The organism is Tenacibaculum profundi (assembly GCF_052050075.1).
GTDB lineage: Bacteria > Bacteroidota > Bacteroidia > Flavobacteriales > Flavobacteriaceae > Polaribacter.
Genome location: NZ_CP197225.1, coordinates 2873356 through 2892501, shown reverse-complemented (window position 1 = coordinate 2892501; position 19146 = coordinate 2873356). Strand labels below are relative to the sequence as shown.

Genomic DNA, 19146 nt, shown 5'->3' with positions numbered 1-19146 from the left:
AAATCAATATATCTCCAAAAGGAGGAAATAATAAAAAATAAAAAAAGCAATGAGTAAAGAAATATGTCTTACCAATTTACTTTTAAATTATGGCAATGCTAATGCTAGTAAAATTTCTATCATTCAAAATCAAAAAGCGCTAACTTACACTGAGCTTATAGAAAAAAGCAAAGCATTAGCCAATTATTTATACTATATAGGAGCTCCTAATAAACAGTGTATAGGAATATATCTAGAATCATCATTAGAGTTAATGATAGGGGTTTGGGGAGTCTTATTTTCCAATAATGCGTATTTGCCTTTAGCTACTGAATATCCTGAAGCACGTATTAAATATATGATTCAGGATAGCAATACAAAATACATTATTACTAAAGAATCATTAAAATCTGATTTGCAAAATTTAACTTCAAAGAATATTACAATTGTTACTTTAGAAGAAATTGAAATACACACGAAAAAAAAATTAAGCGAATTCACTTTTTTAAACCAAACTCAACCTGAAAATTTAGCATACGTAATATATACTTCTGGAAGTACTGGAGCTCCAAAAGGCGTAATGATTCAACATAAAGCTATTGTAAATCAAATGCAATGGATAAAAGAAGCATATGCTCTTGAGAATAAAATTATACTACAAAAAACACCTATTAGTTTTGATGCTGCACAATGGGAAATCTTAGCCATAGCATGCGGATGTACTGTAGTTATAGGAGAAGAAGGCATCCACAGGGATCCTGAAAGGATTATTGATAAAATTAAAACGCATAAGGTAACTACCTTACAATGCGTCCCTACATTATTACGAGCCCTACTTCACTATGATGAGTTTAAAGAATGTACTTCGCTTACGCAAATATTTAGTGGCGGGGAAGCGTTGTCTAAAAAATTAGCACTTCAATTTATGGACACATTCCCTATATGTGATTTAGTTAATTTATATGGACCAACAGAATGTACTATTAACGCATCATCATATAAGGTGAGTCCAGCAATTAAAAATGAATCTTTTCATACCATTCCTATAGGTACCCCTGTAGCAAATACGAAATTCTATATTTTAAACGAAAATAAAGAGCGAATTTTTAATAATGAGATTGGAGAATTATACATAGAAGGAATACAATTAGCTAAAGGATATTTCAATAAACCTGAAGAAACTACAGAAAAATTTATAGCAAATCCATTTTCAGAAAATAAACAATCAAAATTATATAAAACAGGCGATAGAGCGTTTTGGAATAAAGATGGAACTGTACAATTCATAGGAAGAGTAGATAATCAAATAAAATTAAGAGGGTATAGAATAGAACTCGATGAAATCAGAACAGTTATCGAAAAACATAGCTGGGTTAAAAATGCTTTAGTAACAGTTAAGAAAAATCCAACAACAAGGATTAAAAACCTTATGGCATTTATTGAACTTGATGCAAATGAAGCAGCATTAATGGATCAAGGAAATCACGGGAATCACCATCAATCCAAGAAAAACAAATTACAAATCAAAGCCCAATTATCTAATTTAGGATGTAGACCGTATGAAGAAAACGAAGAAAAAAATATAAAACTATTTTTTAAAGATGCTTCTGTTGAGCAAAAAAGATTCACATTCTCGCGAAAAACATATAGGTTTTATAATGGAGGAGATGTTTCAAAACAACAAGTGATCAATTTATTAAAAACACCACAAAAAGAGCAAAAAATAAAAAGCTTAGCATCATTACAATTTAATGAACTAAGTTCTTTTTTAAGGTATTTTGGACAGTTCAAAAGTAAAGAACGCTTATTGCCAAAATACAGTTATGCTTCACCTGGAGCATTATATGCAACACAAATGTATCTTGAAATACACAATATTTGCGGTTTATCTTGTGGGATATATTATTATCATCCTATTCATCACGAGCTAATTCAAATAAGAAAAATCCAACCAAAAAATTATGCACAAATACAGATACATTTTTTAGGAAAGAAAAGTGCTATCGAGCCTGTTTATAAAAACAATATACAAGAGGTCTTAGAAATAGAGGTAGGACATATGCTAGGTGTTTTTGAAAAAATACTACCTAAATATGGATTATATGTAAATGAAGGCTCTTTTAATCCTAAAATCAAACCCTCTTTAAATTGTTTAGATGAAGATTACTATTTAGGTACTTTTAATATCGTTCCTAATTCCTCTTATACAAATAAAGATGAGGTTTCTATATATGTACAAACACATTTAAATACAATTAAAGACTTAGAAAAAGGATTGTATTCATATACTAACAATGCATTAAAATTTCTTTCTAAAGATATTATATTAAAAAAAGAAGTAATTGCTATAAATCAAGAAGTCTATGAAAGAGCAAGCATAGGAATTTCAATGGTAAGTACAGCAAAAAAATCTTGGAAAAAATTTATTGTACTAGGAAAGAAACTACAGCATTTACAAATGAATCCCTTGTATTTTGGGTTTATGTCTTCTGGCTACAGTTCAAAATCTGGTAATAATCTTCCTTCAGCTAATAAAATAAATAGGATTTTAGAGGAATTAAAGCAGCCTCTAGGAGAATCTTATTTCTGTATTGGAGGGCTTATTAATAATGACCAAATGAATTCACAAAATATGAATGAAGATATTGTTCATATGAAGGGACCTGAAGAAATGTTAAAAGAAGACCTAATGAATACACTTCCCCATTATATGATACCTAACAACCTTATCATATTAGATAAATTGCCTCATACTCCCAATGGGAAATTAGATATGAAAGCAATAAATTTTAAAGCAGATGAATATCTAAAGCATCATAAAAGAGCTATTATTCTTCCCAAAAATAGAACTGAAAAAATGATTGCGAAAATCTGGAAAGAAATCATGGAGGTAGAAGAACTTTCAATTCAAGATGATTTTTTTGAATTTGGAGGAAACTCATTATCAGCTGTTGCGCTTCTCAATAAAATTAATAAAGCTTTTGAAATGACGCTTCCGATGCAAATATTATTTGAATATTCTACGATTGAAAAACTAGCAAGAAAAATTAACGATAAGAAAATAATTAGCCTATCTAGACTAATCCCTTTACAAGAAAAAGGTCATGAATCTCCAATTTTTTGCTGGCCTGGACTAGGAGGATATACATTAAATTTGAAGCCCATGGCATTAAAAATGGGAAAACATCAACCTTTCTACGGAATACAAGCTTTAGGAATAAACAAAGGAGAAAAACCGTATAGTGCTATTTCGTGTATGGCAAAAAAAGATGTAGAAGAAATTCTTAAAAAACAACCTGAAGGCCCATATACACTTTTTGGATTTTCATTTGGTGCTCGAGTCGCTTTTGAAACATGTTATCAATTAGAAAAATTAGGAAAGCATGTAGAGAATTTAATTTTAATAGCCCCTGGGTCTCCCAAAATATGGAGTGAAAAAGAAACAGTAAATAGCCATCAGCCATCCTTTAAAAATCCAGCTTTTGTAACAATTTTATTTTCGGTTTTTGCTGGAAAAATTAATGACCAAAACCTTAAAAAATGTTTAACTACAATAAAAAATCAAAACGATTTTACAACTTTTATCTGCAACACATTTAAATATCTATCAAAAGAGTTAGTTACTAGAATTACAGAAATTGTGAAGCTAACATATGAGTTTAAATACAATTTTAAAGAGCTTAAAGAACGTAAAGTTAAAGCACCTATAACCATATTAAAAGCCAGAGGAGATGATTATTCTTTCTTAGAAGAATCTCCTTTCTTTACCGAAAGAAAACCAAATATAATACACTTAAGCGGAGATCATTACACTATTTTAAAAGAACCTTATATAGAAGAGTTAATTACTGCTATAAATACTAGTATAAAAACAAATATTACAGAAAATACTACACTCAATAGATTGAACAATAAAACGAAATATACCATGCCACATATCGATATAAAGCACTTTCCCGTTGAAATTGATAAGGAAAGAAAAGCGCACTTTATAAAAAAAATTACACAACTAATTACCGAAACATTTTCTTGTGATGAAGATGTAGTATCATTAGCTATTCAACCGATTTCTCCTAGTGAGTGGGATGCATTAGTTTATGAAAAAGAAATTGTAGCTAAACAAATGTGGTTAGAAAAATACCCAAACTATGGATCATTAAAAAGCAAAAAAAATCATGAATAAAAATTATAATATTCCTTTAAAATTTAGTGAAGAAGTAGCTGATGCTTTACACGATGGAAGTCCTATTGTTGCTTTAGAATCTAATGTAATTACTCATGGATTACCATATCCAGATAATGCCTTAACAGCAAAAAAAGTTGAAGAAGCAGTAAGAAAAGGAGGAGCTATTCCAGCAACCATAGGAATAAAAGATGGAGAGATATTAATTGGAATGTCTTTTAATGAAATAGAACAATTTTCCAAGGCTAAAAATATTCCAAAAATAGGTAATAGAGACATTTCAATTTTGCTTGCCCAGAGAAATAGTGGAGCAACTACTGTAGCTTCAACTATTATGATAGCAGAATTAGCAAATATTAATTTTTTTGCTTCAGCAGGTATAGGAGGGGTTCATAGAGGGGCGGAACAAACGATGGATATTTCGGCAGATCTTATGCAATTTACTAAGTCGAAAGTAGCAATGGTATGTGCTGGAGCTAAAAACATATTAGATCTAGGTTTAACAATGGAATATCTTGAAACACATGGAGTACCTATTATTTCATATCAATCTGATTACTTTCCTGCATTTTACTGTAAATCAAGTGGGTTTAAAAGCCCTCATAGAATAGATAACATAACAAAAATAGCAGATGTTATACAAATGCATTGGGCTTTTGGGAACAAAAATAGCATGCTTATTACAAAATCAATTAATGACGAAGATGCTATTGACGAAAGAGAAGTAGAAGATATTTTAAATAAAGCTATTATAAATGCAGAAAAAAAGAAGATTTCAGGTAATGCTATTACAAAATATTTGATGCAAATTATTGATAGAGAAACTCAAGGAAGAACAGCAAGAGCAAACGCGTCTGTACTTATTAGTAATGCAGAGTTTGCTGGGAATTTAGCTTCTGTATATGTAAGTATAACTAAAGAGGCTGTTTTATAATGAAAAATAAAGAAGAAATAAGATTGTCTAAAACCGTTGAAACATTGTTAAATGATGAACAATATCACATAGAGTTTAATGGTCATCTAACTAATCATTCTAAACATGCTGTAATTGCTTTGGCAGGTTTAAATACTAGCGATGAAAAAATTCAATCTTATTATGATAATCATGCAAAAGAGACAGCATATGGTTATGGATTAGAGCTATCTAGGCCATCTTTACATAAAATTACCCATGATAATTGGAAAAAATATCTTGGTAAACGTACTAGTTTTTCTTCATATGTGAGTTTTTTCAAAAGAGAAGAAGAAGAATTAGGGATGATAATACTGCTACAAAAATATTTGCCTGTATTACTTTCTGGTTGGGTAGGAGCTTTTACTCATGCAACTATCCATACTGGTTGGGGAATAAGTGTAAGAAATAGATGTATGATCATAGAAGGTTTAGCTTATATGGCGTATACTTATGTAAACTGTAATGCTACCAATATGCAGTTTGATAAAAAGACCACAGCTACTTCTCCAATTGATTCTATTTTAGGAATAGCTAGATATTGGAAAGAGAATACCAAGGAATTACAAAATTGGGTTAAAGATTCTCAAGATGAAACAATTTCTGATACAGCAAAATATATGCATAGAGAGCTAAAAAGATCTGGATTGCAGTACCGAATAGCTTGTATGGTAGGAAAAGGACATCCATTAATATATGAAACACCAGGATGGTTAATAGAAAAAGGTTCATCGACATTGTGGGAAGAATTATATTATATGGTTACAATACTCTATTTATCTGCTCCTGGTGACTTTGTAATACTTCATCTGATAACGTCATTGCATGCAATGGAAAATATAGCAGAGGTTTTACCAGAAGAACATCAGAAGGACGTGATTAAGCAATTTTGGATAGGGATTTTAGGAATTCTTTTTTCTAAAGGAAACTTTCCTAAAGAAAAAAAAATAGAATCATTGCATAATCTGTATAAAGAAGAATTTGATCAAGTTTTTTATGATTGTTTTTCAAATAAGGAATGGGGAAGAATAATTATAAGAGCAATAGAGGAGGAAGAAGAACATAATCCAAAATTGGTATATGTATTAAAAAAAGTATGGGAAAAAAGTAATAAAAAAAGCCTGTATAGAAATGCTGCAGCTCAATTTACGCAAACACCCGAACTACCTCCATCATTTCAGGAAAAATCTATAGATGAAAATGATATTGTAGCCTATTACCAAGATCAAAAAAAAGTTTCAACTATTAATGAAAACTTATTTCTTCTCAACCAGAGTAAGTATCTTAAATTACTACATACCAATATTAGAGATAAAAGCATAAAAAAAGTAGATTTCCTTTTTTATGCTAAGCAAGTAATTAATAAGCTTATAGAAAAAAGTATTGATTTACTTCCAGTTGAAGAGAAAAATGTAACAACCCCTGTAGGTGAAACTTATGAAGGATTAAGAGTGTCAAATAATGTTTGTGGAGTTTCAATTATGAGAGCTGGCGAAAGTATGGAAATATCTCTCAGAGAAATTATAAGAGATGCATCTATTGGAAAAATCTTAATTCAAAGAGATAAAATAACAAAACTTCCTCATTTATATTATACTGCACTACCTAATAACATATCTAACAGCAATGTGCTTTTAATGGATCCAATGTTAGCAACAGGAGGAACAGCATTAGTAGCAATTAATGTATTATTAGAACATGGTGTGAAAGAGGATAAAATTATTTTTGTAAACCTTTTAACAGTTCCAAAAGGAATTCATACAATACATAAAAAGTATCCAAAAGTTAAAATAGTAACCTCAGCAATCGATAAGAATTTAAATAAAGAAGCATACATGATTCCTGGAATAGGTGATTTTGGAGATCGTTATTTCGGAACAGATATTTAATCGTTAAAATTAAACAAGAAAATGATACATACACTAGAAGCTAATAGCCTTGAAAATATTATTCAATTTATAGTTGAAATTGATAAGTTAAAGGCTGTTACTAGAAAAGTAAAACCTTTACATTGTGAAAATAGGTATGAAAATTCAGCAGAACATAGTTGGCAATTAGCTGTTTTTGTTTTGTCAGTAGAACAATATTGCCCATCAAATATAGACATTTTAAGAGTTGTGAAGATGGTGTTATTACATGATATTGGAGAAATCGACACTGGTGATACTATGTTTTTTGTAGAAGGAGGATGGAAGGAAAGAAAAGAAAAAGAATTGCAAGCGGTGAATAGAATTTTTGGAATCTTACCAGAACCCATTAGAACTAACTTTATAGAATTATGGGAAGAATTTGAATTTGGAAATACTAAAGAATCACAATTAGCCAATGCACTAGACAGAGCAATGCCAGTGATTTTGAATTTAGAAAATGAAGGGCAGAGTTGGAAAGAAAATAATATAAGCTATGAAACAGTTATTAGTAAAATTGAAAAACCTATAAAAACAGGTTTTCCTCAATTATGGGATTACTTAAGCAATAGAATAGCAATAGCAAAAAAAAGAGGATACTTTAAAAGTAATAATCAAGTAGTAAATTAGATGAGGTTTAAGTGTTTTATATTCTTATTGTTATCGCATATGTTGCATGCACAATTTGAAGTAAAAGGAAAGGTGATAGATCAAAATGGAAATCCGTTACCATATGTAAATATTCTTTTATTAGAAGACGAAAATGAAAGTATGATAAAAGGAGAAATAACAGATGATTCTGGCAATTTCATTATTAAAAATATTAGATCAGATAATTATATTTTGAAAATAAGTTTTATAGGTTTTCAAGAGTTAGTAAAATCTATAAATATTAATAAGAATATTCACTTAGAAACATTGATGCTTAATGAAGAGGTAGAAAATTTAGAAGAAGTAGTAATTACATCGAAAAAACCTATTTTTCAGCAAAAGGTAGATCGTTTGGTAGTGAATGTTAAAGGTACTTTAGTGGCAGAATCAGGTACAGCAATTGATGTGTTACAAAGATTACCAGGTTTAAATGTAAGTTCAGACGGAAATACTCTAACGTTAAATGGAAAAGAAGAAGTAGGGATTCTTTTAAATGGAAGGTTAACGAGAGTTCCTATAGAATCTTTATTACAAATGCTAAGTTCTACTAATGCAAAAGACATTGACTCTATTGAAATTATTAGTAATCCACCTTCTAAGTATGATGCTGAATTTACAGGAGGGTTAATTAATATAAAACAAGGTAAGAAACAAAGTATCGGAACCAATGGGAGTATAATGGCTGGAATAGGTTATGGAAGAAGTGATAAGGAAAGATTTGGATTTAATTTTAACCATCGAAAATCCAATATTAATTTCTACGGAAATTTTAATTTTAATAGAAATAATTCACCTAGAACGCTTAACAATGTAACTCGGTTAACATCTGATGCCAACCCTCTTAGTAGCTCAACTAAAAGTAGTAGAAAACCTATTATTACAGGTTATGCAGGAGCATTAGGGTTTGATTACTACCTTTCTGAAAAGATAATTTTAGGGCTTTTAGTAAATGGAAATACAAGTCTCTTTAAACAAGAAGTTTCAGCAACCAATTTTTTTAACGAGAATAATCAAACAGTTGTTACAAATATTCTTAATAATGAAAATAGTGTTAGGGATTTAATTATCACAAATTTTAATACAACTATACAGATGGATGATACTCAAAATTTAAACTTTGATATTGATTATTTAAATTATTATAGTGAGAACCCAACAGATTATAATAACGTTTACCGAAATAGTGATGATGAGATTATTTTTAATGAATTTGTTACAGCATCAAAAGAAACTCCAGTCGATATTTGGATAGGAAAATTCGACTATACTAAGGATTTAGAAAAATTTCAGTTAGAGTTTGGAGGGAAATACACAAACTCATTTTTAAAAAATGGTGTAGATGTAAAAGATTTGGTAAATAATAATTTAATAATAAATGAAGAATTGAGTGAAAAGTCAACTCTTAAAGAACATATCATAGCAGCATATTCTTCTGTAAATTTGACAATAAATGATAATACTAAACTTAATATAGGTTTACGATTTGAATCTTCAAGTCAGGATTTAAAACTCGAAAATCAAGGAACCGTTTTAGACAACAGACTAAACGAATTTTTCCCAAGTTTATTCCTATCTAAAAAAATAAAAGAACATCATGAAATTCAGTTTTCCTATGGAAGGAGAATTACCCGACCAACCTATTTTGATTTAGCTCCGTTTTTATTGTTTTTAGACCCTAATACATTTTTCAATGGTAATATAGAATTGAAGCCTTCTTTTAGCAATAGTGTTTTATTGAATTATAAATACAAGAAATACTTATTAGGGCTTAATTATACGAGAACTACTAACGGAATGGCTCGAGTACAGCCTGTATTTTTAGAGGATACCAACCAACAAGTTTTAACAACACTTAATATTGATCAAATAAATACCTTTTCGGTCAACATATCAGCACCTATTAAAATAAATGATTGGTGGAATATTCGTAACAATGTGGAAACATCTTTTCAAAATCAAAAAAATGATGGAGAAAACAGGAACGATTTTTATTATGTAATTAAATCAAGTCAAAATTTTCAGTTAACAGAAACAATGAAAATGGAACTGTTTGCTCTGTATAATTCTAACAGAGTTTCAGGGGTTAGAGAAATTCATGATTTTCAAAGAGTAAATTTAATTGCTGAAAAAAACATAGAAAGTTGGAATAGTAAAATTCAATTTGGATTCAATAACATTTTTGGTAAAAAATTCGGTTTTGAATCTCTAGATAATGATTTTTATTCAAGAGTAAATTATGATTTTGAACCTAGAGTAGTCACAGTAACATTTACCTATAATTTTGGTAACTCTAAAATTAAAAAACAGCGTAAAAGAGAAATGGGGTCGAGTGAAATTAAAAAAAGAATTAAATAACTCCTACATAAAAACAATTAATATTGACTACACTTAAAATTTGGAAAAAAGTTGGTATACTAATCGTATGCTTGGTATGGATTTTATTAACCTCCTATAAGTTTACTCCTATAAATAGTATAGGGGAATTACTTTCGTACAAATCGGGTTTATTATCGATACCCACTGAAGAAAAAAACCAGATAAAAATACCTAGATTAGCAAATGTTGAAATATTTGTTGATACAATTGGAATTCCACATATATATGCGAATGATGAAAAAGGGTTAGCATATGGTCTTGGTTATATGCACGCCAAAGACAGGTATTTTCAAATGGAACTTACTACAAGAATGGTTTTAGGAGAACTATCAGAAGTTTTTGGGGCTAAAACATTTGGATCTGATTCATTTTGGAAACCTTATCAGTTCCAAAAAAAAGCTGTTGAATTACTTAATGAATATAAAATTACCAATAAAGAGGTTTATGATTATATCATTTCTTATGCAAAAGGTATTAATAACTATCTAGATCAAAATGAGTTAAATGATCCTTTATATAAAATATTTGATACTACTCCTAGAAAATGGAAACCAGAATATTGTTTGTTAATTTCTTGGTATTTAAGTAAAAATCTAACATACCATGATTTTGATAAGGAACAACAGGAGGTTTTTGATAAGCTTCCTGAAGAAATTATTGATGTCTTTTTTCCCTTGCATCCCGAAAATTTGATTACGATATTACCTCAATCAGCACGATATAAAGTTCAAAGTGAAAGAAATAAAACAATTACAAAAAAATATAGTATAACTAAAAAAGTAACAATAAAAGATGATATAGGTAGTAATAATTGGGTAATTCATAAAACAAAAACTAAAAACAAGTATGCTATTATAGCTAATGATCCACATTTGTTTTTAACACTACCTAATACATTTTACGAAGCTCATTTGGTTAGTAATGACAGAAAGTTATATGGTTATACAGTGCCAGGTTCTCCACTGATAGTCAGTGGTCATAATGATCAAGTTTCTTGGGGTGTTACCAATGGTTCATGGGATCTTATAGACAGGTATCTTCTGAAAGTAAAAGAAGATAGTTTGTACTTATATGACGGTAAATGGATACCTTTTAAGAAAAAGTATTACCAAATTTCTATAAAAGGAAAACAACCTAAACGAATTACTGAACAGTTTACTATACACGGAAAAGTAATTAAAGAAGATAGTATTTACTACGCTCAAAAATGGTATCCATCTGAAAAAAGTTATTCTTTCAGATCAATTTATAATGTTAACAAAAGTAAAAATTGGTATACTTTTAAAGAAGCATTAAGAGAATATGATTATCCTCCTCAAAATTTTGTTTTTTCTGATACTAATGACACTATTGGAATTGTTTGTGCTGGTCAATCAATGACTAATAATCTTTTTTATAAAGGAGGGCTTTTAGATGGAGTTAAAAAAATAAAAAATAATGTAAAATTAGACACATTATGGAAAAACGTAAATCCTGAAAAAGGCTATCTTTTTTCGGCCAACCAACAACCTATTCAAAATGACTATTATTTTGGATATTATTGGTTTAAAAATGATTATAGAGTGAGACGTATAAATTCTTTATTAAAAAATAATAGTTCTTGGGATTTAACAACTAGCATGAAAATGCAAATGGATAATGTAGATGTTGCTTATAAAGAATATATTGAACTTACTAAAAATTATACAATTCTCAATTCATATCAATATATTATTGATGGGTTAAGTCAATGGAATGGAGAAATTTCTAGCGAACAACAATTTTCAAAAACTTATAAAATACTTAAAGAGGCTACAAATATAGAAATTGAAAACTATACAATTAATAAGTTGGGGGTACAACAAATTAGTTCTTTAAGATGCTTTTTAGAGTATTTAAATAATGAAAATAAACTTTCTGCAGAACAAAATCTGAAAAAAACTATTGTAAACACCATTTTCAAGAAAACGGATTCAATTTTAAACATAGAAAAGAGAGGGGTTTCTGATGACTTTTTAATTATTCCGAACATCTCTTTTTTACCTGGATTTGGGAAAAAAGTAACAGGTATTGAAGGGAATAATAATACTATAAATTTAAATTCAAAGGCACATTCATCTTTCAGGTCTGTTTTTCAAATGGAAGAAGGTAATATTATAGGCTTTAGCGTTATAGCTGGTGGACAGAGCGGAAAAATAAACTCAAAGCATTATCTAGATCAACTAGAAAGTTGGAAGAAAGGAGTGTATCATCAAACACAGTTTGTAAATAATCCGAAAGAATTAAAAAAAATCGCATATAAAATAAACCTATAACCTCAACAAATGATAAAGAAGTTAATAAAGGATATACCATTGTTGCTAGCAACATTACCCCAAATCATTTTCAATAATTATGGGTGGATTATAGCGATTACTATACTCGTTGGTTTTTCCAGTGCTTTTTTAATTGAAAATAGAAACATTTTTAGAAAAATTATTTGTTATCAGTTTATTGTTTTTAGTATAGTTTTTCTTTTTGAAAAAGAAAATATCTATTACATAGATATGATATTTGATAATTTTTCTTTACCCAAATTATTAAGTTCCATTATTTTTATTCTTTTTAATTTATTGAATATCGTTGTATTATTTTACTCAGGAAGGTCTGTATATTATATAATATTTGACACGTACAATCTTTTTAATAAAAACTAATTACATCAACTTAGAATTTTGTTTTATTTAATTTATTCTTACGTTAAGAAAAAAAAAAGTAACATACTATTTAATAATTATTTTAATTATTGTTCGATTGAGGATCAGAAAAGGCTATTAAACTTTAAATGCTTGAAGAGATCTCAACAATTTATTATAGGAAGAAAGTTGTTATATGAAGGTATAAGACAAATAAAGGAAGTGAATAATAGTTATTATATAAGAGAGAATATTAAGGTTACTAGTTATAATAAACCATATTTTAAAAATAAAGAAGTTGGGTTTAATATTTCTCACTCAAATGATATTGTTGTTTGTCTTATGTCAGATACTTTATACAATATTGGAATTGACATTGAGTTCATAAAAAATATAAATTATGAAGATTTTGAAAAGCATATGCTTGATGAAGAGTATAAAGAAATTAAAAATTCTTCGAATAGTAATATTGCTTTTTATGAATATTGGACTAAGAAAGAGTCTGTTGTAAAGGCTAGTGGAGAAGGAATTTATATACCTTTTAATTCATTTAGAATAAGTAATAATTGTACAAGTGTTAATAATAAAGATTTTTTGATAAGAAAGATTGAGTTAAGCGAAAATTATATTTGTCATTTGGCATATAAAATAAAAAAGTCTATTGATTTAAGTAAAGAAGAAAAAATAATCATTAGAAAAGTAGACTTTTAGAAGGAATGTAATTAATCTTTTGTTCATCTTTTCAAATTATACTGCTTAAACCAAGGTTTTAATGTCAAGATAGTTGGATTCTGATTTCCATGAAGAAAGAGTAGTTGGTTGGATTTTAACGTAAGTATTTCCTGTGCACGGAGCAGTAATTTTCCATACACATTATCACCCTCTACTATGGTTGTATTTACGATAAGATTTTGAGCCCATAAAGCCACTTCTGGGCTTACTCCAGGGTAAATAATGCGGCTTACACAATTATAAAGTACCGTTTTAATAGCCGATGAACCTAGCTTTTCTAGCTGTGAAAAATCCTGAATTACAATCACAATAGAACATTGTTTTTTACGAAGCACTACAAGGTAGTTTTCAATATCAAAATACATAGCGTTAAACTCTTCAAAAATAAACTGAATGGGTAAATACGGTTGTCCTGCTACTTTGGGTTTCATGGCGAACTCTAGTAATTGTTTAATTAGAATACTCAAAACAAATTTTAACTTCGGCATTCGCTGTTCCTCACAATGTATGAACAGAGCTGTAGAGCGAGATCGCAACTGCTGAAGATTTAAACTGTCTTTTTCTAAAACATAACGTAATACAGGAGTATTGAGCTACTCTAAAGCCGACTTTAAGAACATAATAATAGATTGGAAGGTTTTTTCTTCCGAAGCCCCCATTAGCGATAGATATTCATCAAAATACTCCTCTGGTAAAAAACGTCCCATAAAATCATTAACTTCTGGTTGACTTACTTTTAGCTTATTCACAATTTTGATAACACTAATTATGTTTTTAGGATACATATTCTGCTCGGGATGTAGTGATGCAACTATAATAAGTTTTAATCACAATGCTTTGGAATTCTTACAAAATGGATCTTTAGCCGCATTTCCTTAAGATAGGTCTAAAAACAAGGCGATAAAATCCGAAATCCCATATTCAGGATAAAAATGTTCAAAGAAATTGTATTGTAAGCCACCAGTGGTATCTAACGAAATTCCTTTGATGACAAATCCTTGTTTTTGTAGCCAATATTTAGAAGTTTCATAATGCTCATGATTTGGGTCTGCACAAACAAAAGAATGATTGGCTCTTTTCTTAAAAATCCCGATTGTATTAAAACAGATTTCCCACCACCTGCAGGACTGTTCCCGCTACCAAAAGAAAAAAAGCTTCACGGAGATGTGAAGCTTTTTTATTACTTGAGATTAATAAGAAAACTCATTTCTTCTTATTAAAAACTCGTACTAGCATTAAACACACTCAAGCTCCAATTTACTACTTTCAAAGTATAAAATTAAATAGAAATCACTTTAGAACTTTATTTTAGAGAAGAGGATTTTACTCTTCTGATTTATCCGAACAAAAGACAACTACTCTTTCTTTTTTCGAATAAATAGATAACTAAAACTAAATCATTAACTTAAAAACTAAATTAAAATGATAACCACACAATTAAGCATAGGACCAGGAGGAATCGCAGAACCATCTCAAGAAGGAGGACCTGCTTTCGCCTTATCATCAAGCGAATGGTATTCAATTCAAGCTTACGTAACAGATGCATTAAGCAAAGAAATAATGCCACACACTATTACTGACTTTAGAGCGTATCTAGGATCATGTGCTCCAGAAAATTTAAGTGATTTTGAACCTTTAATAAAGGCTTATGACGATATCTTTAACCATGTAACTACCTGGAATGAAGACACATTTCCTAAAAGCATATCTTTAGCATCAGATATCGTTTCTTATGCAAGTCAAGCAGAAACATACTACGCACCACTTATCCCTTTAGCAGATGCGCTAACAGAAAATCCAGATGACGAGAAGTCAAAAGAGAAATTAACTGCAATTTTAGATGTATTAATTAAACAAACAGACAGTTACCGCGCACAAGCAGAAGAAGTATCTAAGCAAATAAGAGAGTTTGCTAATCAAACTAAACAGGACAGTATTACTCTTTCAGGACCAGATGGAGAATCAGGACTCTACAAATATTACAACGAAGAATATGGAGAGACAAGTGAAGACGTAAAACGACTTACCAAAGAAATTGAAGATCAAAAAGCGATCTTAGATGCCGCAAACAAAGAATATGATCATGACGTAGTTGTAGCTGCAACATCTCCTTCATATGCTTGGGTTTTTCCTATAGGAACAATTGCAGCTTCTGTTGTAGCTGGCCTCTATGGAGACAAAGCCACTAAAGCACTCAAAAGAGCAAAAGCCGCACAAGCAGAAATTGATGCTCTTGAAGCTGAACTACAAGTAAACGCCAACTTGATGAAATCATTAACCATTTCTAATCAAGGTTTATCAGAAAACATAAATTCTATTAACGGAGCACTTCCTATCATACAAAAAATTCAAGGTGTTTGGGGCGCTATTTCTGACGACTTAACAAACATCAAAGAACTCGTAATAAAAAACATAGCAGAAGCATTACCTATTATTATGAGTTTAGGTGTAGATAGCGCAATTAAACAATGGAAAGCTGTTGGAAAGGAAGCCGATGCTTACAGAGTAAATGCATATATCACTGTTGAGCAAGAAGCTGCATAACATGAAATCTATGACAACAATTATTTCGCCTCAATCTTCAACAATTGAAGATTGGGCGACCTTTTATGCTGACTTGGAAAAAAAAGCTGCAAATGCCATCCCTAACGCCTCCAACTTTACAAACGAAGGTGGAAAGATAACTTTTAGTAGTACATACCTAAACCTAAAAGAAGTTAAAGATAAGCTATATGATGTAGAGAATATAGTAAATGTTATTCTTTATGCGGATACCTTAGAGATTCCAGAATACACAAACTGGGTAATCAACTCATCTTCACTTTACATTTATGCTCGCAATATTGTTACCCACGGGAATGCATGTATAACTTTAGACTACCAAGATTCGTGTAGTGAAAAGTTAATCGTTTTTGGAAGAGAACTTTCTAGTAAAATTAAAATAAAATGTATTTTTGACACTACAGTGCAACCAGAAATATTTTATCTTGACAAAGATAATATCACTCCGGGGTCATTAATAGGCGCATCTAAAAACAATGCATACATAAAAGAAATCTCATTAAACTCAGGAATAAACCTTTTTCCTAAGCAGGAGTTCACTTATTATATAAATAATTTATTTATTTACGCTTCTCTCTTGTACGATCAAGAACCTGAAATAGCCTTATCAATGTTTCTATGGATTAAAGGATGGGCTAGTGAATCAAATGATTTTCAAGAATTATTTTATAGAAGCACCTCTATCTCTTCACTCCTGAATGCCGAAATGAGCGCAAAGGAAAATGGCGCTAGATTCATTCCTTACCTTACCTCTACCATATATGAAAAACTTTCAGCTGCATTTGCGGAAGCCGCAGCTAAATATGAAAGTGATTATATGATTCTTAGCATGGAAGAAAACCTTACAGAGGAGAATATTGAAATGGCAAAAACAATGGTTGCGAATACGGAAGATGAAATAAACTTCGTTCAAGCACTGTTAGAGCAAGCCAAAGAAAATAGCAACAATGCTAATGAAGCCGCTAAAGCTGCATTAACAAATTTCAATACACAAAAAACAACAGTAGATGCGACTGCTACTAAGTTTGAAACAATTGGTATTCCTGATTATAAAAGAAAGGTAATTATTAGCGGAATGTTTGATATCATTGGCTCTATTGTTACATTTGGAGCCTCCATAGGCCTAATGGCCATTGGAGATCCATTAGCAGCAGGTTCAGCCGCATCCTCTGTGACCAGCGTAAAAAAGGTTGCTGAATCAGGTGTTGAAGCTGCGCAACTCGCTAGTTCACTGGCTGAAACTATGGAAAACTTAAAAGACCTAGTAGAAACCATTGAAAAGGCCATTGAAATAGCTAACGCTGTTAAGTCTGTAATGACTGATATGAGCACAGCAGAAAGTCAAATGTCTACCATTCAAAAATTAGACGACTACTACAATAAAGTAGACATGTCGTCTACAACCGACTGGACGGTTTTTCAGATACAAGCAAGTAATGCGATGAAAGACCCCATTGATCTTAAAATAGAGTATGCAAAAGAATATGACGAAGCAATGCAAATACTGGCTGTTTATGGTCAAGCACTTAGCGCTGCACAATTAGCATCAATGAAGGCTGATCAAGAATTAGCTGCACTCTTTTTTCAATTACATTACACCGAAGAAAAGAAAAAAAATCTTGAAGAATTGATAGCAAAGCTTGAGGTAGGACAAGAAGCTACCCTGGAAGTTATGCAACAGTTCTATCAAAAATACCTTGACAGCAAATGTTCTCTCTTCTCTGCTCTAAAATCTTATCAACAATCATACTTTTTCTGGGCATTGCAAGAGTCAACGATATGCCCAAAAATAATAGATGATGTCGACACATTAAATACTGGATTAAACGATCTAACCCAAATTCAAATTGACAAAGCCTCTGCTTTGGATAAGTTCGATCCTCCTCCACAGGACATGGACAATGCAAAATTTGTTATCAACAACGAAAACATACTAAAAAGTTTAAAAGAAAACAATCAAGCACATTGGACGGTCCCAATAAATGGAGGTGATTTTAATGGTTTCGAAAGAGTTCGATTAGACCGCATTAGAGTTTGGCTCGAGGGCGTGAAATTTGAAAATGGAAATAATAGCGTATCCATTTCCATAACGAATTCAGGTAACTATTTAGACCAATATAATGGCTTACAATATCAATTTAATAGCAAAAGCTTAGAGCGAGCTTTTAAATATTCAGTAGTTCAAGATAGCCTTAACACCGATTGGGTGTTCGACAATGACTCCTATGGACAAGTAATAATTGATGGGGAAATCGATGACGAAGTAAAATATGCTTACTTCAGACCCACTCCATTTAGCGAATGGAAAATTTCAATAAAACCAGAAATAAATCCTGGTGTTGATTTTTCAGAAGTAACTAAAATTACCATGGATTTTGCAGGAACAACCATTTTACCTGCCATTAAAAACCTTAAGTCATTAACTTCAAAAAAGAAAGAAAATGTTAGCTAATAATGAAATTACTGATTTATATACAATATCAAAAAAGAACTGGGAATCCATAAACAGTCGTGTTGGAAATGTTTTTAAATTAAAAAACTTAGAAGATGTCGTGTCTAAAACAATCCCTGGATATCCTGATCTATTAGATTCATCAGAACTATGGTCGCAATCAACATTCAAAAATTTAATTTCGCAATCGATTGACTTGGCTGATTATGCAGACAAAGCAATTGCAAATTTTTCTGAACTAAATAACCAAGTTAAAGAAATCAAAGGTGACGAAGTGCCGATTGCTATTCAAAACCAGACTAAAAGTCTTTTAATATCACTTGCAGATGACACAAAAGTTATTGCAAATTCTGCAAATAATCTAGATAATCAGGTCGAAGAATTTATGAAAGATAACACTATAGTTGATAAAGAAATGTCTCTAAACAGTAGTTCCATTGGTGTTTTCTGGGAACCTTTAGGAGAAATTATTACAAGTGTTGAAATTGCCACCTCAAAAGTAACAGGAGCATGGGAAGCTATAGAAGATGATGTGGCTATTGCCACTAATAAAGACGTAAGCATCACTATGCCTTTTATCATGTCTTTAGATTTAGACGCCTCAATAATTCTCTGGCAACGAGTTTCAGATGAGGCCAAAGCATTTCCTAGTGAAGTAGAGGGTATGGAATCTTTTTGGAATAATTAAAATAAAACAG

At 30.5% G+C, this 19146-nt stretch carries 12 protein-coding genes and 1 pseudogene; 11 read left to right on the top strand and 2 right to left on the bottom strand.

Features of this window, described 5'->3' with window-relative positions:
- Nucleotides 1-49: 49 nt before the first annotated feature.
- The 8 genes from ACSIGE_RS11780 to ACSIGE_RS11745 all read left to right on the top strand — a co-directional run bounded on the left by ACSIGE_RS11780 (nucleotide 50) and on the right by ACSIGE_RS11745 (nucleotide 13413).
- Entirely contained in the window at nucleotides 50-4162 is a 4113-nt protein-coding gene (locus tag ACSIGE_RS11780; RefSeq protein WP_440880068.1) for an amino acid adenylation domain-containing protein, read from the top strand.
- Nucleotides 4155-5096 carry a pseudouridine-5'-phosphate glycosidase gene (locus ACSIGE_RS11775; RefSeq protein WP_440880067.1) on the top strand — a complete coding sequence of 314 codons (942 nt, stop codon included), beginning with the start codon at nucleotides 4155-4157 and terminating at the stop codon, nucleotides 5094-5096. The genes ACSIGE_RS11780 and ACSIGE_RS11775 overlap by 8 nt, the downstream gene beginning before the upstream one ends.
- Complete coding sequence (gene upp, locus ACSIGE_RS11770) at nucleotides 5096-7003, top strand: uracil phosphoribosyltransferase (RefSeq protein WP_440880066.1); 1908 nt, start codon at nucleotides 5096-5098, stop codon at nucleotides 7001-7003. The genes ACSIGE_RS11775 and upp overlap by 1 nt, the downstream gene beginning before the upstream one ends.
- A gap of 21 nt (nucleotides 7004-7024) precedes the next feature.
- The gene (locus tag ACSIGE_RS11765; RefSeq protein ID WP_440880065.1) at nucleotides 7025-7651 is read left to right on the top strand and encodes an HD domain-containing protein; all 627 of its coding nucleotides are present in this window, start codon (nucleotides 7025-7027) and stop codon (nucleotides 7649-7651) included.
- Nucleotides 7652-10027 carry an outer membrane beta-barrel protein gene (locus ACSIGE_RS11760; RefSeq protein ID WP_440880064.1) on the top strand — a complete coding sequence of 792 codons (2376 nt, stop codon included), beginning with the start codon at nucleotides 7652-7654 and terminating at the stop codon, nucleotides 10025-10027. It begins immediately after the preceding gene.
- A 23-nt stretch (nucleotides 10028-10050) separates the two neighbouring features.
- On the top strand, nucleotides 10051-12342 hold the full coding sequence (locus tag ACSIGE_RS11755; protein WP_440880063.1) for a penicillin acylase family protein: 2292 nt from the start codon (nucleotides 10051-10053) through the stop codon (nucleotides 12340-12342).
- Nucleotides 12343-12351: 9 nt separating this feature from the next.
- Nucleotides 12352-12723, top strand: coding sequence for a hypothetical protein (locus tag ACSIGE_RS11750; protein WP_440880062.1), 372 nt, complete (start codon nucleotides 12352-12354; stop codon nucleotides 12721-12723).
- Between the two features lie 132 nt (nucleotides 12724-12855).
- Nucleotides 12856-13413, top strand: coding sequence for a 4'-phosphopantetheinyl transferase family protein (locus tag ACSIGE_RS11745; RefSeq protein WP_440880061.1), 558 nt, complete (start codon nucleotides 12856-12858; stop codon nucleotides 13411-13413).
- 23 nt (nucleotides 13414-13436) lie between these two features.
- Here the strand turns inward: ACSIGE_RS11745 and ACSIGE_RS11740 are convergent.
- A pseudogene (locus tag ACSIGE_RS11740) lies at nucleotides 13437-14009 on the bottom strand (type IV secretory system conjugative DNA transfer family protein); the annotation flags it as partial.
- Nucleotides 14010-14027: 18 nt separating this feature from the next.
- Nucleotides 14028-14183 carry a hypothetical protein gene (locus ACSIGE_RS11735; protein WP_440880060.1) on the bottom strand — a complete coding sequence of 52 codons (156 nt, stop codon included), beginning with the start codon at nucleotides 14181-14183 and terminating at the stop codon, nucleotides 14028-14030.
- Between the two features lie 673 nt (nucleotides 14184-14856).
- Between ACSIGE_RS11735 and ACSIGE_RS11730 the strand changes: the two genes are divergently transcribed.
- The 3 genes from ACSIGE_RS11730 to ACSIGE_RS11720 are packed head-to-tail and all read left to right on the top strand — an operon-like array spanning nucleotide 14857 to nucleotide 19136.
- Entirely contained in the window at nucleotides 14857-15978 is a 1122-nt protein-coding gene (locus ACSIGE_RS11730) for an alpha-xenorhabdolysin family binary toxin subunit A (RefSeq protein WP_440880059.1), read from the top strand.
- Nucleotides 15979-15988: 10 nt separating this feature from the next.
- Nucleotides 15989-18448 carry a hypothetical protein gene (locus tag ACSIGE_RS11725; RefSeq protein ID WP_440880058.1) on the top strand — a complete coding sequence of 820 codons (2460 nt, stop codon included), beginning with the start codon at nucleotides 15989-15991 and terminating at the stop codon, nucleotides 18446-18448.
- Nucleotides 18438-19136 (top strand): hypothetical protein, encoded by a 699-nt coding sequence (locus tag ACSIGE_RS11720; RefSeq protein WP_440880057.1) that lies wholly within the window; start codon nucleotides 18438-18440, stop codon nucleotides 19134-19136. The genes ACSIGE_RS11725 and ACSIGE_RS11720 overlap by 11 nt, the downstream gene beginning before the upstream one ends.
- Nucleotides 19137-19146 lie beyond the last annotated feature (10 nt).

What these genes read in the sequence shown, in the direction of transcription:
- ACSIGE_RS11780 (WP_440880068.1), top strand. Translation starts at nt 50, where the DNA reads ATGAGTAAAGAAATATGTCTTACCAATTTACTTTTAAATTATGGCAAT.
- ACSIGE_RS11775 (WP_440880067.1), top strand. Translation starts at nt 4,155, where the DNA reads ATGAATAAAAATTATAATATTCCTTTAAAATTTAGTGAAGAAGTAGCT.
- upp (WP_440880066.1), top strand. Translation starts at nt 5,096, where the DNA reads ATGAAAAATAAAGAAGAAATAAGATTGTCTAAAACCGTTGAAACATTG.
- ACSIGE_RS11765 (WP_440880065.1), top strand. Translation starts at nt 7,025, where the DNA reads ATGATACATACACTAGAAGCTAATAGCCTTGAAAATATTATTCAATTT.
- ACSIGE_RS11760 (WP_440880064.1), top strand. Translation starts at nt 7,652, where the DNA reads ATGAGGTTTAAGTGTTTTATATTCTTATTGTTATCGCATATGTTGCAT.
- ACSIGE_RS11750 (WP_440880062.1), top strand. Translation starts at nt 12,352, where the DNA reads ATGATAAAGAAGTTAATAAAGGATATACCATTGTTGCTAGCAACATTA.
- ACSIGE_RS11730 (WP_440880059.1), top strand. Translation starts at nt 14,857, where the DNA reads ATGATAACCACACAATTAAGCATAGGACCAGGAGGAATCGCAGAACCA.
- ACSIGE_RS11725 (WP_440880058.1), top strand. Translation starts at nt 15,989, where the DNA reads ATGACAACAATTATTTCGCCTCAATCTTCAACAATTGAAGATTGGGCG.
- ACSIGE_RS11720 (WP_440880057.1), top strand. Translation starts at nt 18,438, where the DNA reads ATGTTAGCTAATAATGAAATTACTGATTTATATACAATATCAAAAAAG.